16 protein-coding genes are annotated in these 19,241 nt (G+C 32.2%); 13 read left to right on the top strand and 3 right to left on the bottom strand.

Annotated elements, in window-relative coordinates; translation table 11 throughout:
* The first annotated feature begins 37 nt into the window (after positions 1–37).
* The 5 genes from JK636_RS12260 to JK636_RS12240 all read left to right on the top strand — a co-directional run bounded on the left by JK636_RS12260 (position 38) and on the right by JK636_RS12240 (position 6,025).
* Positions 38–1,702, top strand: a complete 1,665-nt coding sequence (locus JK636_RS12260; protein WP_202749299.1) for a glycoside hydrolase family 13 protein — start codon at positions 38–40, stop codon at positions 1,700–1,702.
* A gap of 83 nt (positions 1,703–1,785) precedes the next feature.
* Entirely contained in the window at positions 1,786–2,832 is a 1,047-nt protein-coding gene (locus JK636_RS12255; protein ID WP_243428219.1) for an AI-2E family transporter, read from the top strand.
* Positions 2,833–2,962: 130 nt separating this feature from the next.
* The gene (locus JK636_RS12250) at positions 2,963–3,889 is read left to right on the top strand and encodes an alpha/beta fold hydrolase (protein WP_202749298.1); all 927 of its coding nucleotides are present in this window, start codon (positions 2,963–2,965) and stop codon (positions 3,887–3,889) included.
* Positions 3,890–3,905: 16 nt separating this feature from the next.
* The gene (locus JK636_RS12245) at positions 3,906–5,351 is read left to right on the top strand and encodes an NAD(P)/FAD-dependent oxidoreductase (protein WP_202749297.1); all 1,446 of its coding nucleotides are present in this window, start codon (positions 3,906–3,908) and stop codon (positions 5,349–5,351) included.
* A gap of 104 nt (positions 5,352–5,455) precedes the next feature.
* A complete protein-coding gene (locus JK636_RS12240; RefSeq protein ID WP_202749296.1) occupies positions 5,456–6,025 on the top strand; it encodes a hypothetical protein in 570 nt (189 codons plus the stop codon).
* A 38-nt stretch (positions 6,026–6,063) separates the two neighbouring features.
* On the opposite strand, the gene JK636_RS12235 is transcribed toward JK636_RS12240, so the two are convergent.
* From JK636_RS12235 to JK636_RS12225, 3 genes are all read right to left on the bottom strand, one after another.
* Positions 6,064–7,614 carry an ABC-F family ATP-binding cassette domain-containing protein gene (locus tag JK636_RS12235; protein ID WP_202749295.1) on the bottom strand — a complete coding sequence of 517 codons (1,551 nt, stop codon included), beginning with the start codon at positions 7,612–7,614 and terminating at the stop codon, positions 6,064–6,066.
* Positions 7,615–8,202: 588 nt separating this feature from the next.
* Entirely contained in the window at positions 8,203–9,648 is a 1,446-nt protein-coding gene (locus JK636_RS12230; protein WP_202749294.1) for an amino acid permease, read from the bottom strand.
* A gap of 154 nt (positions 9,649–9,802) precedes the next feature.
* A complete protein-coding gene (locus JK636_RS12225; protein ID WP_202749293.1) occupies positions 9,803–10,798 on the bottom strand; it encodes a metallophosphoesterase family protein in 996 nt (331 codons plus the stop codon).
* A gap of 176 nt (positions 10,799–10,974) precedes the next feature.
* Between JK636_RS12225 and JK636_RS12220 the strand changes: the two genes are divergently transcribed.
* The 8 genes from JK636_RS12220 to JK636_RS12185 all read left to right on the top strand — a co-directional run bounded on the left by JK636_RS12220 (position 10,975) and on the right by JK636_RS12185 (position 19,113).
* Positions 10,975–12,885: an ABC-F family ATP-binding cassette domain-containing protein gene (locus tag JK636_RS12220; RefSeq protein ID WP_202749292.1), complete on the top strand. Its 1,911-nt coding sequence runs from the start codon at positions 10,975–10,977 to the stop codon at positions 12,883–12,885.
* 136 nt (positions 12,886–13,021) lie between these two features.
* Positions 13,022–14,302: an MFS transporter gene (locus JK636_RS12215; protein WP_202749291.1), complete on the top strand. Its 1,281-nt coding sequence runs from the start codon at positions 13,022–13,024 to the stop codon at positions 14,300–14,302.
* Positions 14,303–14,384: 82 nt separating this feature from the next.
* Complete coding sequence (locus tag JK636_RS12210) at positions 14,385–15,323, top strand: ABC transporter permease (RefSeq protein ID WP_202749290.1); 939 nt, start codon at positions 14,385–14,387, stop codon at positions 15,321–15,323.
* Positions 15,316–16,878, top strand: coding sequence for a hypothetical protein (locus JK636_RS12205; protein WP_202749289.1), 1,563 nt, complete (start codon positions 15,316–15,318; stop codon positions 16,876–16,878). The genes JK636_RS12210 and JK636_RS12205 overlap by 8 nt, the downstream gene beginning before the upstream one ends.
* 50 nt (positions 16,879–16,928) lie before the next feature.
* Positions 16,929–17,429, top strand: a complete 501-nt coding sequence (locus tag JK636_RS12200) for a lipoprotein (RefSeq protein WP_202749288.1) — start codon at positions 16,929–16,931, stop codon at positions 17,427–17,429.
* A gap of 90 nt (positions 17,430–17,519) precedes the next feature.
* A complete protein-coding gene (locus JK636_RS12195; RefSeq protein ID WP_202749287.1) occupies positions 17,520–18,233 on the top strand; it encodes a YhfC family intramembrane metalloprotease in 714 nt (237 codons plus the stop codon).
* Between the two features lie 18 nt (positions 18,234–18,251).
* Positions 18,252–18,692: a DUF3887 domain-containing protein gene (locus JK636_RS12190; protein WP_202749286.1), complete on the top strand. Its 441-nt coding sequence runs from the start codon at positions 18,252–18,254 to the stop codon at positions 18,690–18,692.
* Positions 18,693–18,738: 46 nt separating this feature from the next.
* Positions 18,739–19,113, top strand: a complete 375-nt coding sequence (locus tag JK636_RS12185) for a DUF6483 family protein (RefSeq protein ID WP_202749285.1) — start codon at positions 18,739–18,741, stop codon at positions 19,111–19,113.
* Positions 19,114–19,241: the final 128 nt, after the last annotated feature.

Below are 19,241 nucleotides of genomic sequence, written 5' to 3'. Positions count from 1 at the left end.
AAGTTAAGTTTTAAAACTTACAAGAAGGAGCAGAAGAATGAATAAGAAGTGGTGGAAAGAAGGAGTAGTATATCAAATATATCCTAGAAGCTTTAAGGATTCCAATGGTGATGGAATAGGAGATATAAGAGGAATAATTGAAAAATTAGATTATATTAAAAACTTAGGTACAAATATAATATGGTTGGGCCCGATTTATAAGTCTCCAAATGATGATAATGGTTATGATATATGCGACTATAGAGATATAATGAATGAGTTTGGAACAATGGCTGACTTTGATGAGCTGCTAAAGGAAATGCATAAAAGAGATATAAAACTTGTTATGGATTTAGTAGTTAATCACTCTTCTGATGAGCATAAGTGGTTTGTAGAAAGTAGAAAGTCTAAAGATAATCCGTATAGAGATTATTATATATGGAGAAAAGCTAAAGAGGGAAATCCTCCAAACAATTGGGGTTCTTTCTTTAGCGGTTCTGTATGGAAATATGATGAAACTACTGATGAATATTTTCTGCACTTATTTTCTAAAAAACAGCCTGATTTAAATTGGGAAAATAAAAAAGTTAGAAATGAAGTTTATGATATGATGAAGTTCTGGTTTGACAAAGGAATAGATGGTTTTAGAATGGATGTAATAAATCTTATATCAAAAGTACCGGGACTTCCAGATGGAACTAAAGGAGAAAATGACCTTTATGGAAATGGTTTTCCGCTAACAGCAAATGGTCCAAGAGTTCATGAATATTTACAAGAGATGAATAGAGAAGTTTTAAGTAAATATGATATTATGACTGTTGGAGAAACTCCAGGAGTAGATCCTGAAACTGCGAAGCTTTATGTAAATGAAGACAGAAAAGAATTAAACATGTTGTTTCAGTTTGAACTTATGGATATAGATTCAGGTAATGGAAAGTGGGATATAAGACCTTGGAAGCTTACTACCTTTAAAAATATAATGTACAAATGGTATGAAGCTTTAAAAGAACAAGGCTGGAATTCATTATTCCTAAACAATCATGACCAGCCAAGATTAGTATCTAGATTTGGAAATGATAAAGAGTATAGAGTAGAATCGGCTAAAATGCTGGCAACCTTCCTTCATACTTGGCAGGGAACTCCGTATATTTACCAAGGTGAAGAAATTGGAATGACAAATGTTCAGTTTGATATATCAGATTACAAGGATATTGAAATAATCAATATGTTCAAAGAAAAGACTGAACAAGGTGTACCAAAGGAAGAATTGATGAAATCTATATATGCTAAAGGAAGAGACAACGCAAGGACACCAATACAATGGGATGCTTCAGAAAATGCAGGCTTTACTACGGGGGCTCCTTGGTTAAGGGTAAATCCGAACTATAAAGAAATAAATGTTGAAAGCGCATTGAAAGATAAAGATTCAATATTTTATTACTATCAAAAGCTTATTAAGCTGCGAAAAGAGCACGAAGTAATAGTATATGGCGATATCAATATGATGCTTGAAGAGGATGAAAAAATTTTTGCTTATACTAGAAAGTTTGAAAATGAAAGTTTATTAGTAGTTCTTAATTTCTTCGATAAAGAAGCAGCGTTTACAGCTCCAAAAAAATTTGATGTTAATAATGCCAAACTTTTAATAAGCAACTATGAGATACACGAGTTAAATAATAATTTTATTTTAAGACCTTATGAAGCTAGAGTTTATAAGATATAAATGAAATTATAACTTATAGAATTGAATAACTATCCTTAAACCTGCTTACAATAGCATTAATTGGTGAAGGCAGGCTTAAGGAGTTGATTGATATAAAAGATAAGTTAATTAATATTCTAATAAAAATAAATTTAATACTGCTGGCTATGATTCTAATAGGCAGAATAAATTTCATTAAAGAACTTTTAACTGCTATTTATAAGACGCTTTTAATCCCTTTATTTATCGGAACTTTGTTTTTTTATATAATAAGACCACTTAATGATGCTTTTAAGAAAAAGGGATTAAGTGAAGGAAAGGCAAGTCTTCTTACTTTAACAATATTCTCATTTATAGCAAGCGGAGTGGGAGTATATTTTGGAAGGTATGCCTATGATCAATTTAGACAAATAAGCAGGCAGTTAATTAATACTATTAACAGCAGCAGTGAAGTGAGTGGAGTTGTAAGCTATATTAACAAGCTTATAAGCGATAACAAAATATATTCTTTAGCTGCTAATATGGCTAACAATTATATTCAAAAAATAGGTCACAACTTTATGAAGATGGCAGGATACTTCATGAATACATTTTCTATTGTATTTTTGATAATAGTAATAATCTTTTATATGCTTAAAGATGGACAAAATCTGAAAAATAGTATTTTAAGATTTATACCTGTTAAATATAAAAATGTTACGGATAAAGTATTAACGGAAAGTGACAGTATACTGAGCCACTATGTTACTGGTCAGGCAAAGGTTGCTCTTTCACTTAGTACAATGATTTTCATAGGCTATAAAATCATTGGAATACATAATGCTATGCTGCTTGCAGGTATAACTTTTATTTTAGCTTTTATACCATTTGTAGGTTTTTTTATATCCATGATTATTCCATCAATAATAGCCTTAGGAATGGGATTTATAACCTTTATTAAATTGGCAGCAGTATTTATTATAGTTCAAACCCTCAAGGGGAGGCTGGTAGTACCTGCTATAATGGCTAAAACAATGAAGATACATCCTCTTACTGATATATTTTTAGTAATTTGTGCAGTAGCAGTTGGAGGGCCCTTTGCAGCTTTTGTTATTGTCCCTATATATGCTATAGCAAAAAACACAATTAAAATTGTAAAAGAGAAAAACTAGTGAAAAATATTGAGTACAATTTTTGAAATATTGTGATATAATATAATTAGAGCGTGAGATGGTATTTCCTTTTAAAGGGGATACCATTTTTTGTTTAATTAAATTGCTTTTTTATTAGGGGAGGGGCACAATGAAAAGTTTAGAATTTAAGTTAAAGATGAGAGACGGCTGCGAAAATTATATGTATTTGTGGGAGCCGGAGGAAGGGAGAGAGATTCAGGGAATAGTACAGCTTGTTCATGGATCCTGTGAGCATTCAGGAAGATATGTGGACTTTGCAAAGTTTTTAACTGATAATGGCTATATCGTCTATTCAAATGATTTAAGAGGACATGGATTAACTGTTAAAGATAATGAAGAATTGGGGTATTTTGGAGAAGAAAATGGCTGGCAGACTGTGGTTGAAGATCTATATGAAATAACAAAATTTATTAAAAACAAGCACAAAAATTTGAAAATTATAATTCTAGGGCACAGCATGGGTTCCTTTTTGGTAAGACACTATGCTTCAGTTCATGGAACAGAGGTAAGCGGAGTTATTGCTACAGGAACAGCACATAATCCAAGATTAGTGCTTAAGTTTGGGAGGATGTTAGCTGAAAGAGATATACAAAAAAATGGTTCCAAACATAGAAATGAAACTTTAAATAAAATGTCCTATGACTCCTTCAGTGATCAGTTTAAGCCTATAAGGACAAAACAGGACTGGCTTACAAGAGATGAAAAGATTGTAGATGAGTACATCAAAGATGAATTATGCGGGTTTATTTTTACCTCCAGCGGTTTTAGAGATATGTTTGAGGGGCTTTTATTTATTACTGACAGAAATAATATAAAAATGACTCCTAAGGAACTACCTATGATTCTGCTTTCAGGTAGAAGAGATCCCGTAGGAGCCAACGGTAAAACTGTTGTTAAAGCCTTCGAAGAATATAAAAAAGCTGGAATTAAAAATATTAATATGAAACTATATGATGATATGAGACATGAAATATTAAATGAAGTTGGAAAGGAAGAAGTATACAGTGATATTTTAAGTTGGATTAATGCTATTTAGAAGTGGGGGTCTTTATATGTACGATGTTGCAATTATAGGTGCAGGGGTTGTTGGTTCCGCTATTGCTAGAGAGTTATCTAAATACAATTTAAATATATGCTTAATAGAAAAAACTGAGGATGTTGCTGTGGGTGCTTCAAAAGCAAACAGCGGCATTGTTCATGGAGGTTATGCTGCAAAGTACGGAACTCTAAAAGGAGAACTATGCATTAAGGGAAATCAAATGTATGAGGAGCTTGATAAGCAATTAAATTTTGGTTTCAGAAGAACAGGGGCTCTAGTTGTAGGCTTTATTGAAGAGGACGAAAAGAAAATAAAAGAGCTTTATGAAAATGGACTGAAGATTGGCTGTGATGATTTAGAAATAATCTATAAGGACAGAATAAAAGAAATAGAACCTCATATTAATGATGAAGCTGTTGTTGCCTTGTATGCTAAAAGTGTAGGAGTAACTTCACCCTATGAGCTGACAATTGCTCTTGCTGAAAATGCAATTGAAAATGGAGCTACGTTAAAGCTTGGTACAGAGGTTTCAGGTATAGAAACTTTGGAAGGATACTTTAATATTAAAACAAATAATGGAGAAATAATAAGCAGATATGTAATTAATGCAGCAGGATTATACAGCGATAAGATTGCGGCAATGGTTGGTGCTGATAACTTTAAAATTCTTCCTAGAAAAGGCCAGTATATTCTATTTGGAAAGGATCAGGCTCATCTTGTCAATACTGTAGTTTTTCAAGTTCCAACTGAAAAAGGAAAAGGAATACTTGTAACAACCACCTATCATGGCAACTTTATGATAGGCCCTAATGCGGAGGAAATAGAGGATAAAGAGGATCTGGCAACCTCGGTAGAAATACTAGAAGAAGTTGTTGATACTGCAAGAAAGTCTATAAAGGATTTTGATGTTAAAAGAGCACTTACAACTTTTTCTGGAGTAAGAGCAGTGAGCAGTACGGGGGATTTTATAATAGAGGAAAGTAAGGTTAAAGGCTTTATAAATGCAGCAGGTATTGATTCTCCAGGGCTTACTTCAGCTCCTGCAATTGCAGTCAAGGTATCTGAAATACTCAAAGATACAGGACTAGAGTTAAATATTAATCCAAAGTTTAGTCCTTACAGAAAATCAATAATAATAAAAAAGAACATCAATTTTGATGGAAAGGTAGATCATGAAGATCCTGCTAAGAATTTGATATGCAGATGTGAAAAGATTACAGAAGCAGAGATTGTCGATGCTTTGCATAGAGGGATACCAGTAAGTTCGATAGATGCTGTTAAAAGGAGAACAAGGGCAGGTATGGGAAATTGCCAGGGAAATTTTTGTAGAAAAAGGGTAGCGGCTATTATAGCTAGAGAGCTGAATATTCCTATTGAAGAGGTTAGTATAAGAGGCAGGCTTTCTGGCCCAGCCCCTTTCAGGGTTTCAATAAATGAAATAAGGAAGATTAAAAAATAAAGTTATTATTTCTTAAGGAATTTGTAATAATTTTGTAGGCCTTTCGTAATATATGCATTTTATAATATTTATATAGTTGTTAATTTATGGAGGGCTTACATATTATGAAAAGGGTAAAATTTATTATTGAGCTTATTATAATAATAGTTTTGTGCGTAGTTATTGTAAATAAGGCTAGGGAAGAGTTTGGCACCAGTAATCTACAGGTAAGAGAAAGTATATATAAGTATCTTAAGAGTGAGAAAAATCAAATGCAGATTTATGAAGCTGCAATGAAACTTAATAACGGAAGCTCTCAAAACACTTGTGTATATTTTATATCAGAGGTGCTTAGAAATAATAAATTTCAAATTCCTAAAGAAACCTGTAATACTGGTCAAATGATAGCTTTGCTTGAAAAAGAAGGATGGGAAAAGGACAACAATTATAAAAATTTAAAGCCCGGAGATATTTGTTTTACAACTGATGATAAAGGAAACAAAAATGGAGTACCTTCTCATACCTATGTATTTATGGGATGGGTTAAAGAAGGAAATTACGACTATGCGTACATTTGTGATAACCAGGCAAAGGATTATGGAAACAAGGTTTATCATGTAAGAAATATAAGCATTACCGCTAATGCCAATGGATATAAAAAGGATGCTTTCAGCTTTTTTATGAAAGATGCTTAAAACACTGGATATAAATAAACATATCCAGTGTTTTTTTATTACATGTTTAGAGCAAGCTCTTCCATATTCCATATATCTGATACAAAACTCTTATAAAAATCTTCTTCATGACATACAAGGAGCACAGTTCCATTAAATTTAACAAGAGCTTCTTTCAATGCTTCCTTAGCATTTATGTCAAGATGATTTGTGGGTTCGTCTAATAAAAGCCAGTTCCCTGCGGTCATCATAAGCCTGCACAGTCTTACTTTTGACTGCTCACCGCCGCTAAGTGAGCTCATTTTTTGAAGTATGTGCTCTTGCTTAAGCCCGCATCTTGCAAGTGCCTCTCTGATCTCTCTTTGAGTTTTACTCGGAAATTCAGACCAAATTTCTTCCATGGCAGTATTACTGCTTACCTTAGATTCCTGCTCGAAATATATAGGATTAAGATATTCTCCAAGCTCTACTTTTCCGCTTAGAGGGGGGATAACACCCATGATTGTTTTTAAAAGAGTAGATTTTCCTATTCCATTACAGCCAGTTATAGCAATCTTTTCTCCTTTTGTAAGGGAGAGATTTAAATTATTTAGTATTGGATAGCTGTAGCCAATATTAAGTTTCGAGCTTTCAAAAACAAACCTTCCTGATTCTCTTGAAAACATAAATGAGAAAGCAGGTTTTGGCATAACCTTAGGTTTTTCAAGTCTTTCTATTTTTTCTAATTGCTTTCTTCTGCTTTGAGCTCTTTTAGTAGTAGAAGCACGAACAAGGTTTTTGCTTATAAAGTCTTGAAGCTTTGAGATTTGCTCCTGTTGCTTATTGTATTCGTCAAAGTACTTTTTTGTTTCTTCATCTTTTAACTTTAAAAAAGTTTCATAGTTTCCAGGATATCTTTTTAAACCTGCAAACTCAATATGATATATTACATTAGTTATCTTATTTAAAAAATCAGTGTCATGAGATATAACAATAAAGCTGTCAGGATAGCTGCTTAGATAGGTAGAAAGCCAATCTACATGTTCCTTGTCTAAGTAGTTTGTCGGTTCATCTAAAAGCAGCAAATCTGGGTTTTCAAGAAGCAGCTTTGCAAGCTTTATCTTTGTTCGCTGGCCGCCACTTAGCTTTTCTATGGGAGTATCAAGCCCTAAAGCATAAATTCCAAGACCGCGGGAAACATTTTCTATTAAACTGTCTATTTTATAAAAGTCACTTGAATACAAATAATCTTGAAGTCTGCCAAGCTCTTTAAGAAGCTTTTCAGTATCAGAATTAGCACTGCTTGATAATAGGTTTCCTATGTCTAAAATTCTTTTATCAATTTCATAAAGCTTTGCAAAAGCTGACTGCAGGGTATTCTTAATGGTTAAGCTTCCGTCCAATTCCTGATGCTGGTCAAGATAACCTATATTGATTAAACTAGGCCGATATACAGTGCCTGTATCAGGAATAAGTCTTCCAGTTAAAATATTTAAAAAAGTAGTTTTACCCGCTCCGTTTACGCCAACGAGCCCTGCATGTTCTCCCTTTAAAAGCCTAAAGGAAATGTTTTTTAATATAGTTTTATCTCCAAATTCAAAGGTTAAGTTTTCTACGTTTAATATACTCATAATTTTCTCCTTTCACTCGAAACACTGGGCAGCCTTACCAGCTCGTTCCCACTCGCTAGTCTGCCCGTAAAAGTCCATTTAGGACTTTTACCTCATTAAAAATATTCACTAGCCTAACTCATAGTTAGGCCGCAATTTCATTAAAAACTTTTATATTAATCTAACTAATTTTAGCTGCAAACAAAAAAGGAAAGAGGTTATAAAACTCCCCTTTCCAAGTTAATAAACTTTGCAAAACAAAAAAGAGATGTTTGCTGCAGAATGTACAAATCATATAAGTAACCAAATATAATATATAAAGTTACAAATATATATACAAGCTAAAAGACAGCAAAAAAGAGCCTTATCCTGTAATCGATAATTCTATTCAGTTAGCAGCTAAAAAAGGGCAGACTACCCCTAGGTTAAGCTAAACTAACTGTAAGAACTACCATTTTACACACGATTGGCTCACATCTCCTTTAATAATACAAAATTAATTAACTACAATATATTATATATGTAAATCAGCAAAAAGTATACAATAATTTGAAATTTTCTAATAATTATCGCTATAAAAAAGGCGCCTTATATCAAGACGCCTTTTAATTAAGCTGCAGTGCTCTTATCAGAGTCTGAACTATTTTTAGAGGTAAGTTTAGTAATCCAGGATATTATATATCCAAGCAATATTAAAACTATAGGTCCGCCATAATCCTTACCTACTGCTTTTATTGCATCCATTTTAGTTTCTGCTGAAACTATGTCACCAAGACCTGCTCCAAAGAAACCTGCTATCCCAAGCACTAATAATAGTATTGATACTGCAATAGCAGCTGTGTTTGATTTAAACATTGTATATGGAGCCTTATTCCCTTTTAGTCTATAAACTAAGTAAGCTCCAGATAATATGATATAAGGTAATATAAGTGATAAAGATGATAAATTAGTTAAGAATTTAAAGAAAGTATCTATGGATTTTAATCCTGCAGCTGGTACTGCTACCAAAATTATTAGAATAGCACATTGGATCCAAAGAGCATTCTTAAGAGTACCATTTTCATCTTTCTTAGTTAGTGTCTTAGGGAAAGTTCCTTCAGGAACCTCTGAGAACATGGCTCTGATTGGAGATTCCATCCAAACAATGTATGCACCAATAGAAGTTACAGTAAGTATTGCTGCGTATAGCTGAACAATAACTTTTCCATTAAGTCCGAAGTTTTCAGCTAAAAGCTTGTATACAACATAACCTGCATCTTTTAGTCCAGCCTTTTGTATAGCATCAGGTGATGCCACGATGCAGAGTGCAACAGAACCAATTGTGTATGCAGCCGCGACTAATAATGTGGCAACTATAACTGCTTTAGGGAAAGTTTTTTTAGGTTTGTCTACTTCACCTATATAAGTTCCTGCAACTTCAGCACCAGCAACAGCAAATAAAAGCCAGGAGAAAGTTGAAAAATAATCAACATTAAATTTAGGCATAACTGAAGCTGTTGTAAATTCTGTTGCAGATGGTTTTCCAACTAAAAGACCAACAAAAGCAAACACTATAAAAATAACTGTAACTGCTATTGTAAATCTTCCACCAAGATTACTTAGCTTGGAGAATTTTTTAACTCCAGTTGTAGCAGCCCAAGTTAGAATAATTGCAAGTGCAATTCCTAGATAAGATAATATATAAGCATTAGAATCATTAAATCTATTTTCGCCAAATATAGCCCAAGAAATCATAACTGGAATTCTGGCAAAAACCATTTGAAGATAAAATAAATTAGAAATAAAATAAGACCAAGTTCCTATATATGCCCATTTTGATCCTATAGCAGAATCTATCCAGTTATATAACCCTCCGTTTTTATCATTGTTTGCAGAAGCAAGTTCAGCTATAACTGCTGATAAAGGCAGGAAGAAGAATACTGAAACTAACAGCCATGAAGGAATTGCTGCAGGTCCAAGTGCCACTGCATTGGTAGTTATGTTACCAAAACCAAAGGTTGGCACAAATATCAGCATTACTAAAGTCCATAAACCAATTTTTTTTGAGTTACTCATGATTGTCCCCCTTAATTGTAAATTTTGTATAAATATTCGCGTATTCTATTATATTATACAAATTTCGATAATGCAAATATAAAAAATCAGAATTTTATTGCAAATTATATAAATACATTTGAAAAATATAAAAAAAGACGCCTTGAAAAGCGTCTTAATTGTGAAAATCTGATGCAAGTCTCATCCAAGTTTCAAATTTAGAAGGGTCTGATTCCTTAATAAAAAATACCCTTGCTCCTCTTGAAAAGCTATCATCTCCATAGGTACCATAGCCTATACTTCTTGAATAGCCGAGCTTTATACCATTAAGTTCTCCTACAAAATCATTTAAATGATCATGCCCTACAAATATGCCTTTTACATCTTTTGTGTCAACTAAAGCTTCAAATAGTCCTGAATTAAACTTTGGTGAAGATATTTCTTCGTTTTTAAAGCCTACTGCCTGGCCGTTTTCCCAGACTATCTTAAATTCTGGTATAGGAATATGAAAGAACATTAGAGCAGGTATAGTTCTATTATACTTTTGCTGTATAGCTTCAGTGGTATGTTTATACCAATCTATCTGTTTATAATTAATCCACTCGTATTCCTTAGTTTTATAATCGTATTTCCCAGAATCCAGCATGTATATATTAAATACAGGAATATTAGTTTCGGAAGCTTTAATTAAAATATTGTAATTTCCGACTCTATCGGAAGTAGTAAAACCAGATTGACTTATATTGTTAGGGTAAGATGTGTATATATTCATCATTTCTTCCTTGCTCATCTTACCGTGTTCATCATCATGGTTTCCAAAGATAACAGCCCAGGGAATCCTACGTCTTTCCATAGGCTCAGCAATATTATCTATAGACTTCTTAACTTCTTTAGAAGATTTGCTGCTGTCATCAACATTATCCCCGGTGAGTAAAACTAAATCAGGTTTCTCAAAATCCAATATTTTATTCATTAGATTTATAGTCCTAATATCTATATCAGGGCCATCTTGAGAATCAGCAAACTGAACTATTTTAAAAGTACCATCTTTTCTAAACTTAAGTTCAGGTTTAGGAGTTTCTGTATTATCCTTGCTATAGGTAATAGAAAAGAATATCACTAAAAAAATCGCTATTGAACCAATTATAAACCATCCCTTAGAAAGCTTCATAATATATGTCTCCTTATTGGTAAATAATTTTATTATTATAATGAACAGTTTTAATATATAAAATTCAATTTATAGGAGTAAATCGTAATACATAACCTTACAAATTATTTGCTCTTTTTTGCCCTCTATGTTATAAAGTAAATAAATCAAAAATATGAAGGAGTACGGACAACAATATGAATCTTTTAAGTGCAGAAAATATTTCAAAAAGCTACAGCGAAAAACAGCTTTTAAATAATATAAATTTAGGAATAAATGAAGGGGATAAAATAGGTATTATAGGCGTAAACGGAACTGGAAAGTCTACCTTCTTAAAAATACTTTCAAAGGTTGAAGAACCAGATGAAGGAAGAGTTATAATAGGAAATTCAGTTACAATTGAGTATTTGCCTCAAAATCCTTATTTTGATCCTGAGGCTACAGTTTTAGAGCAGGTGTTTAAGGGAAATTCTGAGGTTATGAAGCTTATAAGAGATTACGAAGAGGCTCTTCAAAACCCGGATTCTTCAGGGGAAAAGCTTATAAAGCTTACCCATGCTATGGATACTTTAAATGCCTGGACTTTAGAAAGCGAAGCCAAGACTATTTTAACTAAGCTTGGAGTTTTAGATTTTAGTGCAAAAGTAGCTAATTTATCAGGAGGGCAGAAAAAAAGGATAGCGCTTGCAAGCGCGCTTATTAATCCATCTGACCTGCTTATCCTTGATGAGCCTACAAATCATCTTGATAATGATACTATTGACTGGCTTGAGCAGTACCTTAATAAAAGAAAAGGTGCACTTCTTATGATCACTCATGATAGATATTTTCTAGATAGAGTTGTCAATGAAATAATAGAGTTAGACAGCGGAAATCTTTACTTATATAAAGGAAACTATAGTATATTCCTTGAGAAAAAGGCTGAAAGAGAAGAGATAGAAAATGCTAATGAAAAGAAAAGACAAAGCCTGTTTAAAAAGGAACTTGCTTGGATAAGAAGAGGAGCTAAGGCTAGAACTACAAAGCAAAAAGCTAGAATAGATCGCTTTGAAAAGTTAAGTGATAGTCTTTCTGATGCAGCTGAAGATAAATTAGAAATATCTGTAGGAAGCAGTAGATTAGGCAAAAAGATAATTGAGCTTGAGCATATAAATAAAGCTTTTGACTATAAAAAGGTTATTGATGATTTTACCTATATCATTTTAAGAAACGACAGAATAGGAATAATCGGTCAGAATGGAAGCGGAAAGTCTACTCTTATGAACGTAATTTCAGGAAAGATAAATCCAGATAGTGGGATTGTTGATGTAGGGGAAACTGTTAAGATAGGGTATTATACTCAGGAAAATTATCATATGGATGAGAGTTTAAGAGCTATTGAATACATTAGAGAGGGTGCTGAATACATCGAAAATGCTGAAGGGTATAAAATAACAGCTTCACAAATGATGGAAAGATTTTTGTTTTCAGGTACTCTTCAATGGACCCCGATATCAAAGCTTTCAGGAGGCGAGAAAAGAAGGCTCTATTTATTAAGAGTTCTTATGGAAGCTCCGAATATTCTTCTTTTAGATGAGCCTACTAATGATTTGGACATAGAAACACTTACTATACTAGAAGATTATATAGATGATTTTCAGGGAGCCGTTATAGCTGTATCACATGATAGATACTTCTTAGATAGAATAGCCGAAAAGATATTTTTATTTGAAGGCCAGGGAAAAATAAAGCAATATACAGGAAATTATACTGAATTTAGAGAAATAAAAGAAACCGAAGATGATATTGCTAACAATAGCAGGGATAATAATAAGCAAAATGTGAATAAAAATTCTGATACTGTGGATAAAAAGAAGGAAAAACCTTTAAAGTTTTCTTTTAAAGAGCAGAAAGAATATGATGAAATAGATTCGGTTATTTTAGAGCTCGAATGTAAAATTGAAGAAACTGAAGAAAAAATTAATGGTGCTTCTTCTGACTATAACTTATTGCAAGACCTACTAAAAGAAAAGGATACTTTAGAAAAACAGCTAGAGGAGAAAATGGATAGATGGGTCTATTTGAATGAACTGGCTGAAAAGATTACTGATGCAAAACAGAATAAATAGTATATTAGTCCCCTTAGTTTTAAAACTAAGGGGACTTTTTATAATTTTTTTGAAAATTCTTTAAAATATGATGATAAGTTAACAATACTTTGGTACAATTGTAGTATACATTAAATGGAATGAATGGGGGGATTTGATGTTTAACTTAAATAAGACGGAACAGAGCTGGGCCTTATATGATTGGGCAAATTCAGCATATAGCTTGACTATTACTACTGCGGTACTGCCTTTATATTTTAAGTCTGTGTTTCAAAATGCTGGAGGAAGTGCTGCGGTATCTACGGCTTATTGGGGTTATGCAAGTTCGATATCGACTTTGTTTTTAGCTATTATGGCACCGATATTAGGAACAGTAGCGGACTATAAGGGATATAAAAAGAAATTATTTAACATGTTTTTTATAATAGGTATAATGGCTACGGCTTGTCTTTCTTTTGTTCCAGATAACAATTGGATATTACTTTTAGGATTTTACATATTATCAGCTATAGGATTTTCTGGTACAAATATATTTTATGATGCTTTCTTGGTAGATGTAACAAAAGAAGAAAAAATGGATAGGGTGTCTACCTTAGGCTTTGGACTTGGATATATAGGAAGTACGATACCATTTATAATCAGTATGGCAATAATAATGCTTCAACAGTTAAAAATGCTGCCCTTATCTGCAGCTGCTGCTTCTAAAATTTCATTTTTTATAACTGCAGTTTGGTGGCTTATTTTTACTATTCCTATGATCAAAAATGTTAAACAAATCCATGGTATTGAAATAGAGCCAAGACCAGTCAAGAAGAGTTTTATACGAATAATTCATACCTTTAAGGATATTAAAAAACATAGAAAGGTTTTTTTATTTCTATTAGCTTACTTTTTCTATATAGACGGGGTAGATACTATTATTAAAATGTCAAGTGCCTATGGAGCTGATCTTGGGATAAAACCTACATCACTATTGCTAATATTGCTTATTACTCAGTTTGTCGCCTTTCCTTGTGCAATTATTTACGGAAGGCTGGCTCAAAGATTTAAAGGCAAGATTATGCTGTATGTTGGGATAATAATCTATACTGTAATTTGTATTTATGCATTCTTCTTAAAGACAACATTAGATTTTTGGATACTTGCAATGCTTGTAGGAACTTCTCAGGGGGGGATTCAGGCATTAAGTCGATCTTATTTTGGGAAATTAGTTCCAAAGGAAAACTCTAATGAGTTTTTTGGTTTCTATAATATATTTGGTAAATTTGCAGCTGTTATGGGGCCATTTTTAATGGGAATAGTGACTCAAATTACTGGAAAATCAAATTATGGTGTTTTTAGCATAATACTTCTATTTATTATAGGAGGATTAATATTATTAAGAGTTCCGGAAAATAGTGAACCTGTAGATACAAGTGAAACTATAAGCTTAAATTAAGAAAAATTGTGACTCTGAATAAGGGTCATGTTTTTTTGGTGTTTTATATAAATATAATGTTTTACAAATGGGGGATTTGACTATGAACGAAATAAGTAAAGATAAATTTAGAATTATAGGGGTTGATGAGATTGATTTAGATGAAGCTTCTAAAAGTATAGAGAGAATTAATTGGAAGTATACATTAAAAAGGTTTCTAAGCAACAAGATTGCAGTTACAGCAGTTTTTGTATTGATAGCTATTATTATTATGGGAGCAATAGGACCTAAATTAACAAGTTATCAGCCATTTGAAGAGAAGAGAGCATGGAGAAATATTATTCCTGGTACTGAGCATATTTTTGGTACTGATTATATAGGGAGAGATATATTTGTCAGAGTATGTATTGCTATAAGAACATCTCTTATAATAGGCTTAAGCTCAGCAGCACTTGATATAATAATTGGAGTTATTTTTGGGGCTATATGCGTTTATTATGGGGGAGTTATTGATGATATAATAATGAGAATTGTAGAAATACTTACCAGCATTCCTAATGTGCTATTTATACTTCAAATACTATTAGTACTTAGAGTAGGAATATTTTCACTTATTATTGCATTGAGTATGGTTGGGTGGTGCAATGTAAGCAGAATAATAAGAGGACAACTTCTTCAAGTGAAACAACAGGAGTACATAATGGCTGCCCAGGCTTTAGGTGCAAGTACCTCAAGAATTATTGCAAAGCATTTCTTAGTTAATATATTAAACATTGCTATAGTTACTTTTGCTTTAGAAGTGCCAAATATAATTTTAACTGAAGCGGCACTCAGTTTTATAGGGTTTGGTCTTACAAAACCATTTATAAGCTTTGGAACAATGGCAATCGATGCACAACAGAATATTTTGTTTTATCCATATCAAGCTTTGTTCCCAGGTGCCTTTTTAAGTTTGATTATGATATGTATTAATTTGATTGGAGATGCACTATCAGATGCACTTGATTATAGAATTGATTTAGGAGTTGAGAATCATGAGTAAGAAGTCAGTCTTTTACATTTTAATATCAGTATTTGCAGTGATTTTTATTTACCATTTGGTAATTAATATAAACAACACAACTCAGCCACCATCACCTGTTTGGGGAAAGGAAGTACTTGTTTCAACAGGTGATGGTAAAACATCGGCTAAAATAATGAAGTATAACGAGAATTATATTATTGCTCATAATTATGGAAGTAAGGTAAAGATATTATCCGTTAACGGATTAGGGAAAAAACTTGAAGAACAAAGCTTTAACGCCGTAAGCGGGGAGCCTAAAAGCGTTGGCTTATTAACAGACGGAAAAAATATATATTTAAACTGGATTGAAAACAAAGGTGAAATTAAAAACTTGCATCAGCTAGTTTTAGATAAAGATTTTAATATAAAGGATAAAAAAGAAATAGATGATATAGATGACAAAATTCAAATCGGTGATAGTCTAATGCTAATAAGTTTTGGAGATAGGATGGAGATAAGTGATATTAAAAATAATAATAAGATAATAGTTAAAGATGATACTCCTAGGAGAATTTCAGGCACAAAGATTAATAACAAATATATGGTTTCTTATTGTACAAGTACAGATTTGTATAAATATTTTTATATTGAAAATGGAGAAGTGAGTAAGGCACAAATAGCGGGTCATATGCCGGGAAGCTACAGAATGACCTATATAGGCTCTAATCTTGTATCAGATGGGAAATATGGTTATATATTAAACCCATATATGTATTTGGGATTAAATGGCGGCATTAGTGAACTTAAGTTCCAGTTGGACAGCGATAAAGAAGGTGAGGTTCAAGAACTTACAAACTCAGAAGGATATAGAGAAACATTATTAGAAGTAGTTGCAAATAATTCTGATGGTCATGGGAAGATATTAACAAGTGATCAAGTACCTATGGGAAAGAAAAAGGTGTTTTCTAATATAAGTGAATATACAATTATTAATGGAGCTGCATCAAATCCAATACCTGTATCAAGAACTAGGGCCTTTTCTCTTTATTCTGATATAGCAGGAGAAGCAGTGGTATTCTGTGATTTTGAAGATGGAAAATCAAATATATATATGACTTCAAAAAATGAAGATTTTAAAAATGCTAATAATGGAAGAACAATAAAGGAATATAAATATGCCATCCAAGATAGTTTTGAAGAAGTTCTATTTGTCATAGGATATATGTTTCCTTACGGAGCTCTTTGGCTTATTCCAAGTATTTGCCTTGCAGCTTTGATATGCATAGTAGAGTACAAGCTAAAAGATAAATTTAAAAAGATTACTTTTTTAGCTGTATATTTATTTTACTTAGCTATAAAGGGATACTTTATTTATTCTGTTTCTCTAAAAAGATACGCTTATTTTCTGCCAGCATATTTTACTCCTCTAATTGGCGAGGTTTTAGCAATTATGATAAGTATACTCTGCTGTGTAATCAGCTACAAAAAGTATACTAAAGATATGGAGACTAATGTAATTGCAAAAAATGCTACTCCAGCTTTTATTATGGATGCATTTTTGACACTAATGATATTTGTTCCATTTATAAAATAGCAAATAAGCCGGGGAGATAAAAATAAGAAAGGCTATGAAGGAGAAGTTAAATGAAAAAAATCAAAGTGTTAAGTTGTATTGTACTTACTATAATAGTGCTTTCAATAAGCGGTTGCAGTAAAATAAATTCCTATCAAAAGTCTGTTTATAAAGATGATTCAAAAATAGAAGCAGAGGGAGATAGTTTTACTTTTCAAAACAAGGTAGGGACCATTGAAAGCAGCAAAACTGATAACAAAGCAGATTTGAAATTTGGCGGTTTTGACGGTGCGGATACCATATGGATTATTGAAGCAAAAGAAAATAAAAAGTATACTTTAGAGTATGATGTTAAAATAGAAGAAGGAAACTTCAAAATAGCTTTCATAAATTCAGATGGAAAAGTAACTTCTATTACAGAAAAAACAGAAAAGAATAGTAAAGAGATAGATATTCCAAAAGGTAAAAGCCGTATAAAAATAGTAGGTAATTCAGCTAAAGGACAATTTGTTCTCAGCATTAAAGCTGACGATAATATTACAATAACTAAGAAAGATAATTCTTTTAAATAAATTTATATATTGATATATAAAATTGAATCTTAATATGGATTTTTTCTAATATACTTTAATAATAAGTAAAGCTATTGGGGAGGGGTTATAATGGGCTATGGTCTTTCAATTTTATTTATGTGCATAAGTGCAGCTATTGCTATAGTTTTGCCTATAGCTGCAGCTTTATATCTTAATAAAAAGTATAATACCTCATGGAAAGCTACAGTTGTTGGAGTATTAATTTTTATAGTATTTCAGCTATTGACAAGATTTCAGCTTTTAGGTCTTTGGCAAAAAACAAACTGGTATACTTATAACTCTGTAGTAAATCCATGGAGTATATACTTAATAGCGGGTTTTACAGCAGGAATATTTGAGAATGTGGGAAGATTTATTGGCTTTAAGTTTTTCTTAAAGGATAAGCTGGAGTGGAAAAACGGTATTGCTTATGGTATAGGTCATGGAGGAATAGAGGCTGTACTTCTTGCAGGTATTCCTTTTATAAATTTAATTGTTACAAGCTTAATAAATGGAACAACAGTATATAATTTTCCTGGTATGTATCTTTTAGGAGGAATTGAGAGGATTTTTGCTATGACACTTCATGTGGCACTATCCTTAGTAGTACTATATGGAGTTAAGAATAAGAAAAATAGATATCTTTTATATGCAATATTGCTTCATGGAATAGTTGACTCATCAATAGGTTTTGTAAAAAACACCATTCTGCTTGAGGCTTGGGTTGCTGTCTTTGCTGCAGCTGTGCTATTCTTCATTATCAGGAAAATAAAAAAGTCAAGCAGCGAAAGCATATTAGCTTAACTGAAAGGAGAGGTCAGCATGAGATTTAAAAAGTTTAGCATATTATTTGTTTTAATTGTAATGGTAAGCTTATTTACTGCCTGTAGCCAAAAGTCAGTAAAGGTTAATGATGAGGAAGTGAAAAATTACTCAGAGCCTATATTAGAAAGTATTCTAATGGCTGCAAACAAAGACGATTATTCTACTTATTCTAAGGATTTCAGTGAAAAAATGAAGGACGCTTTAACTGAAACTAACTTTAAGGAGCAGAATAAACTTATAAAGGATAAGATAGGCGAGTATAAATCAAAGCAATTCGTAAAGGCCCAAGCTAAGGGAGATTATATAACAGCAATTTATAGTGCAAAGTATTCTAATGAGCCTAATGATGTTATGGTTACTATAACCTTTAAAAACGGAGATGAAAATCATAAAGTTGAAGGATTGTTTATGACTTCACCAAAGCTTGCAAGTAAGTAGCTGAATTTGAGAATAAATTAGGTATTAACAAAAGGAGAAATAATAGATGTTTGAAAATGATTATATTATGAAACTAATAAAATCTGCTTTAAATGGAATAGTTTCTTTTATAAAAAAGAAGAGCGGCATTGAAGACAATATTGATGAAGAAAGCGGAAATGTTATTATTGCAGAGGATCAGCTGTTGGAAATGATGATTAAAAGATATGTAAGCGACGGTGAAATTAATAAGGCTGAAAATGCTCTATTTGAAGCTATGCAAACCCGTAAGTCGCCGAGGCTTTTGGAATTAGCCTTAAACTTTTATGATGAAATCAGTAAATGGAGCGAAGAAAAGCTTTCTAACTGCAATTTTTCAAGAATGGAAATATTGCAGGGATTAAATGAAGTAAAGCAGTTATATGGAGCGGAGATTTTTTAGGATTGCAAAAAACAATAACACTTTAAAAATGATAAGGAACTGATGAACAGTAAGCTTAATAATTAGCTGCGCATCAGTTTTTTGTTTTATTAAATTACAATTTTGTAATTTTATTATTAAGCTTATTG

Origin of the sequence: Clostridium rhizosphaerae (assembly GCF_016765585.1) — a bacterium.
GTDB classification, from domain to species: Bacteria; Bacillota; Clostridia; order Clostridiales; family Clostridiaceae; genus Clostridium_AT; species Clostridium_AT rhizosphaerae.
Note: the sequence above shows the minus strand (reverse complement) of the source record. Positions and strands in the feature narration are given on the sequence as shown.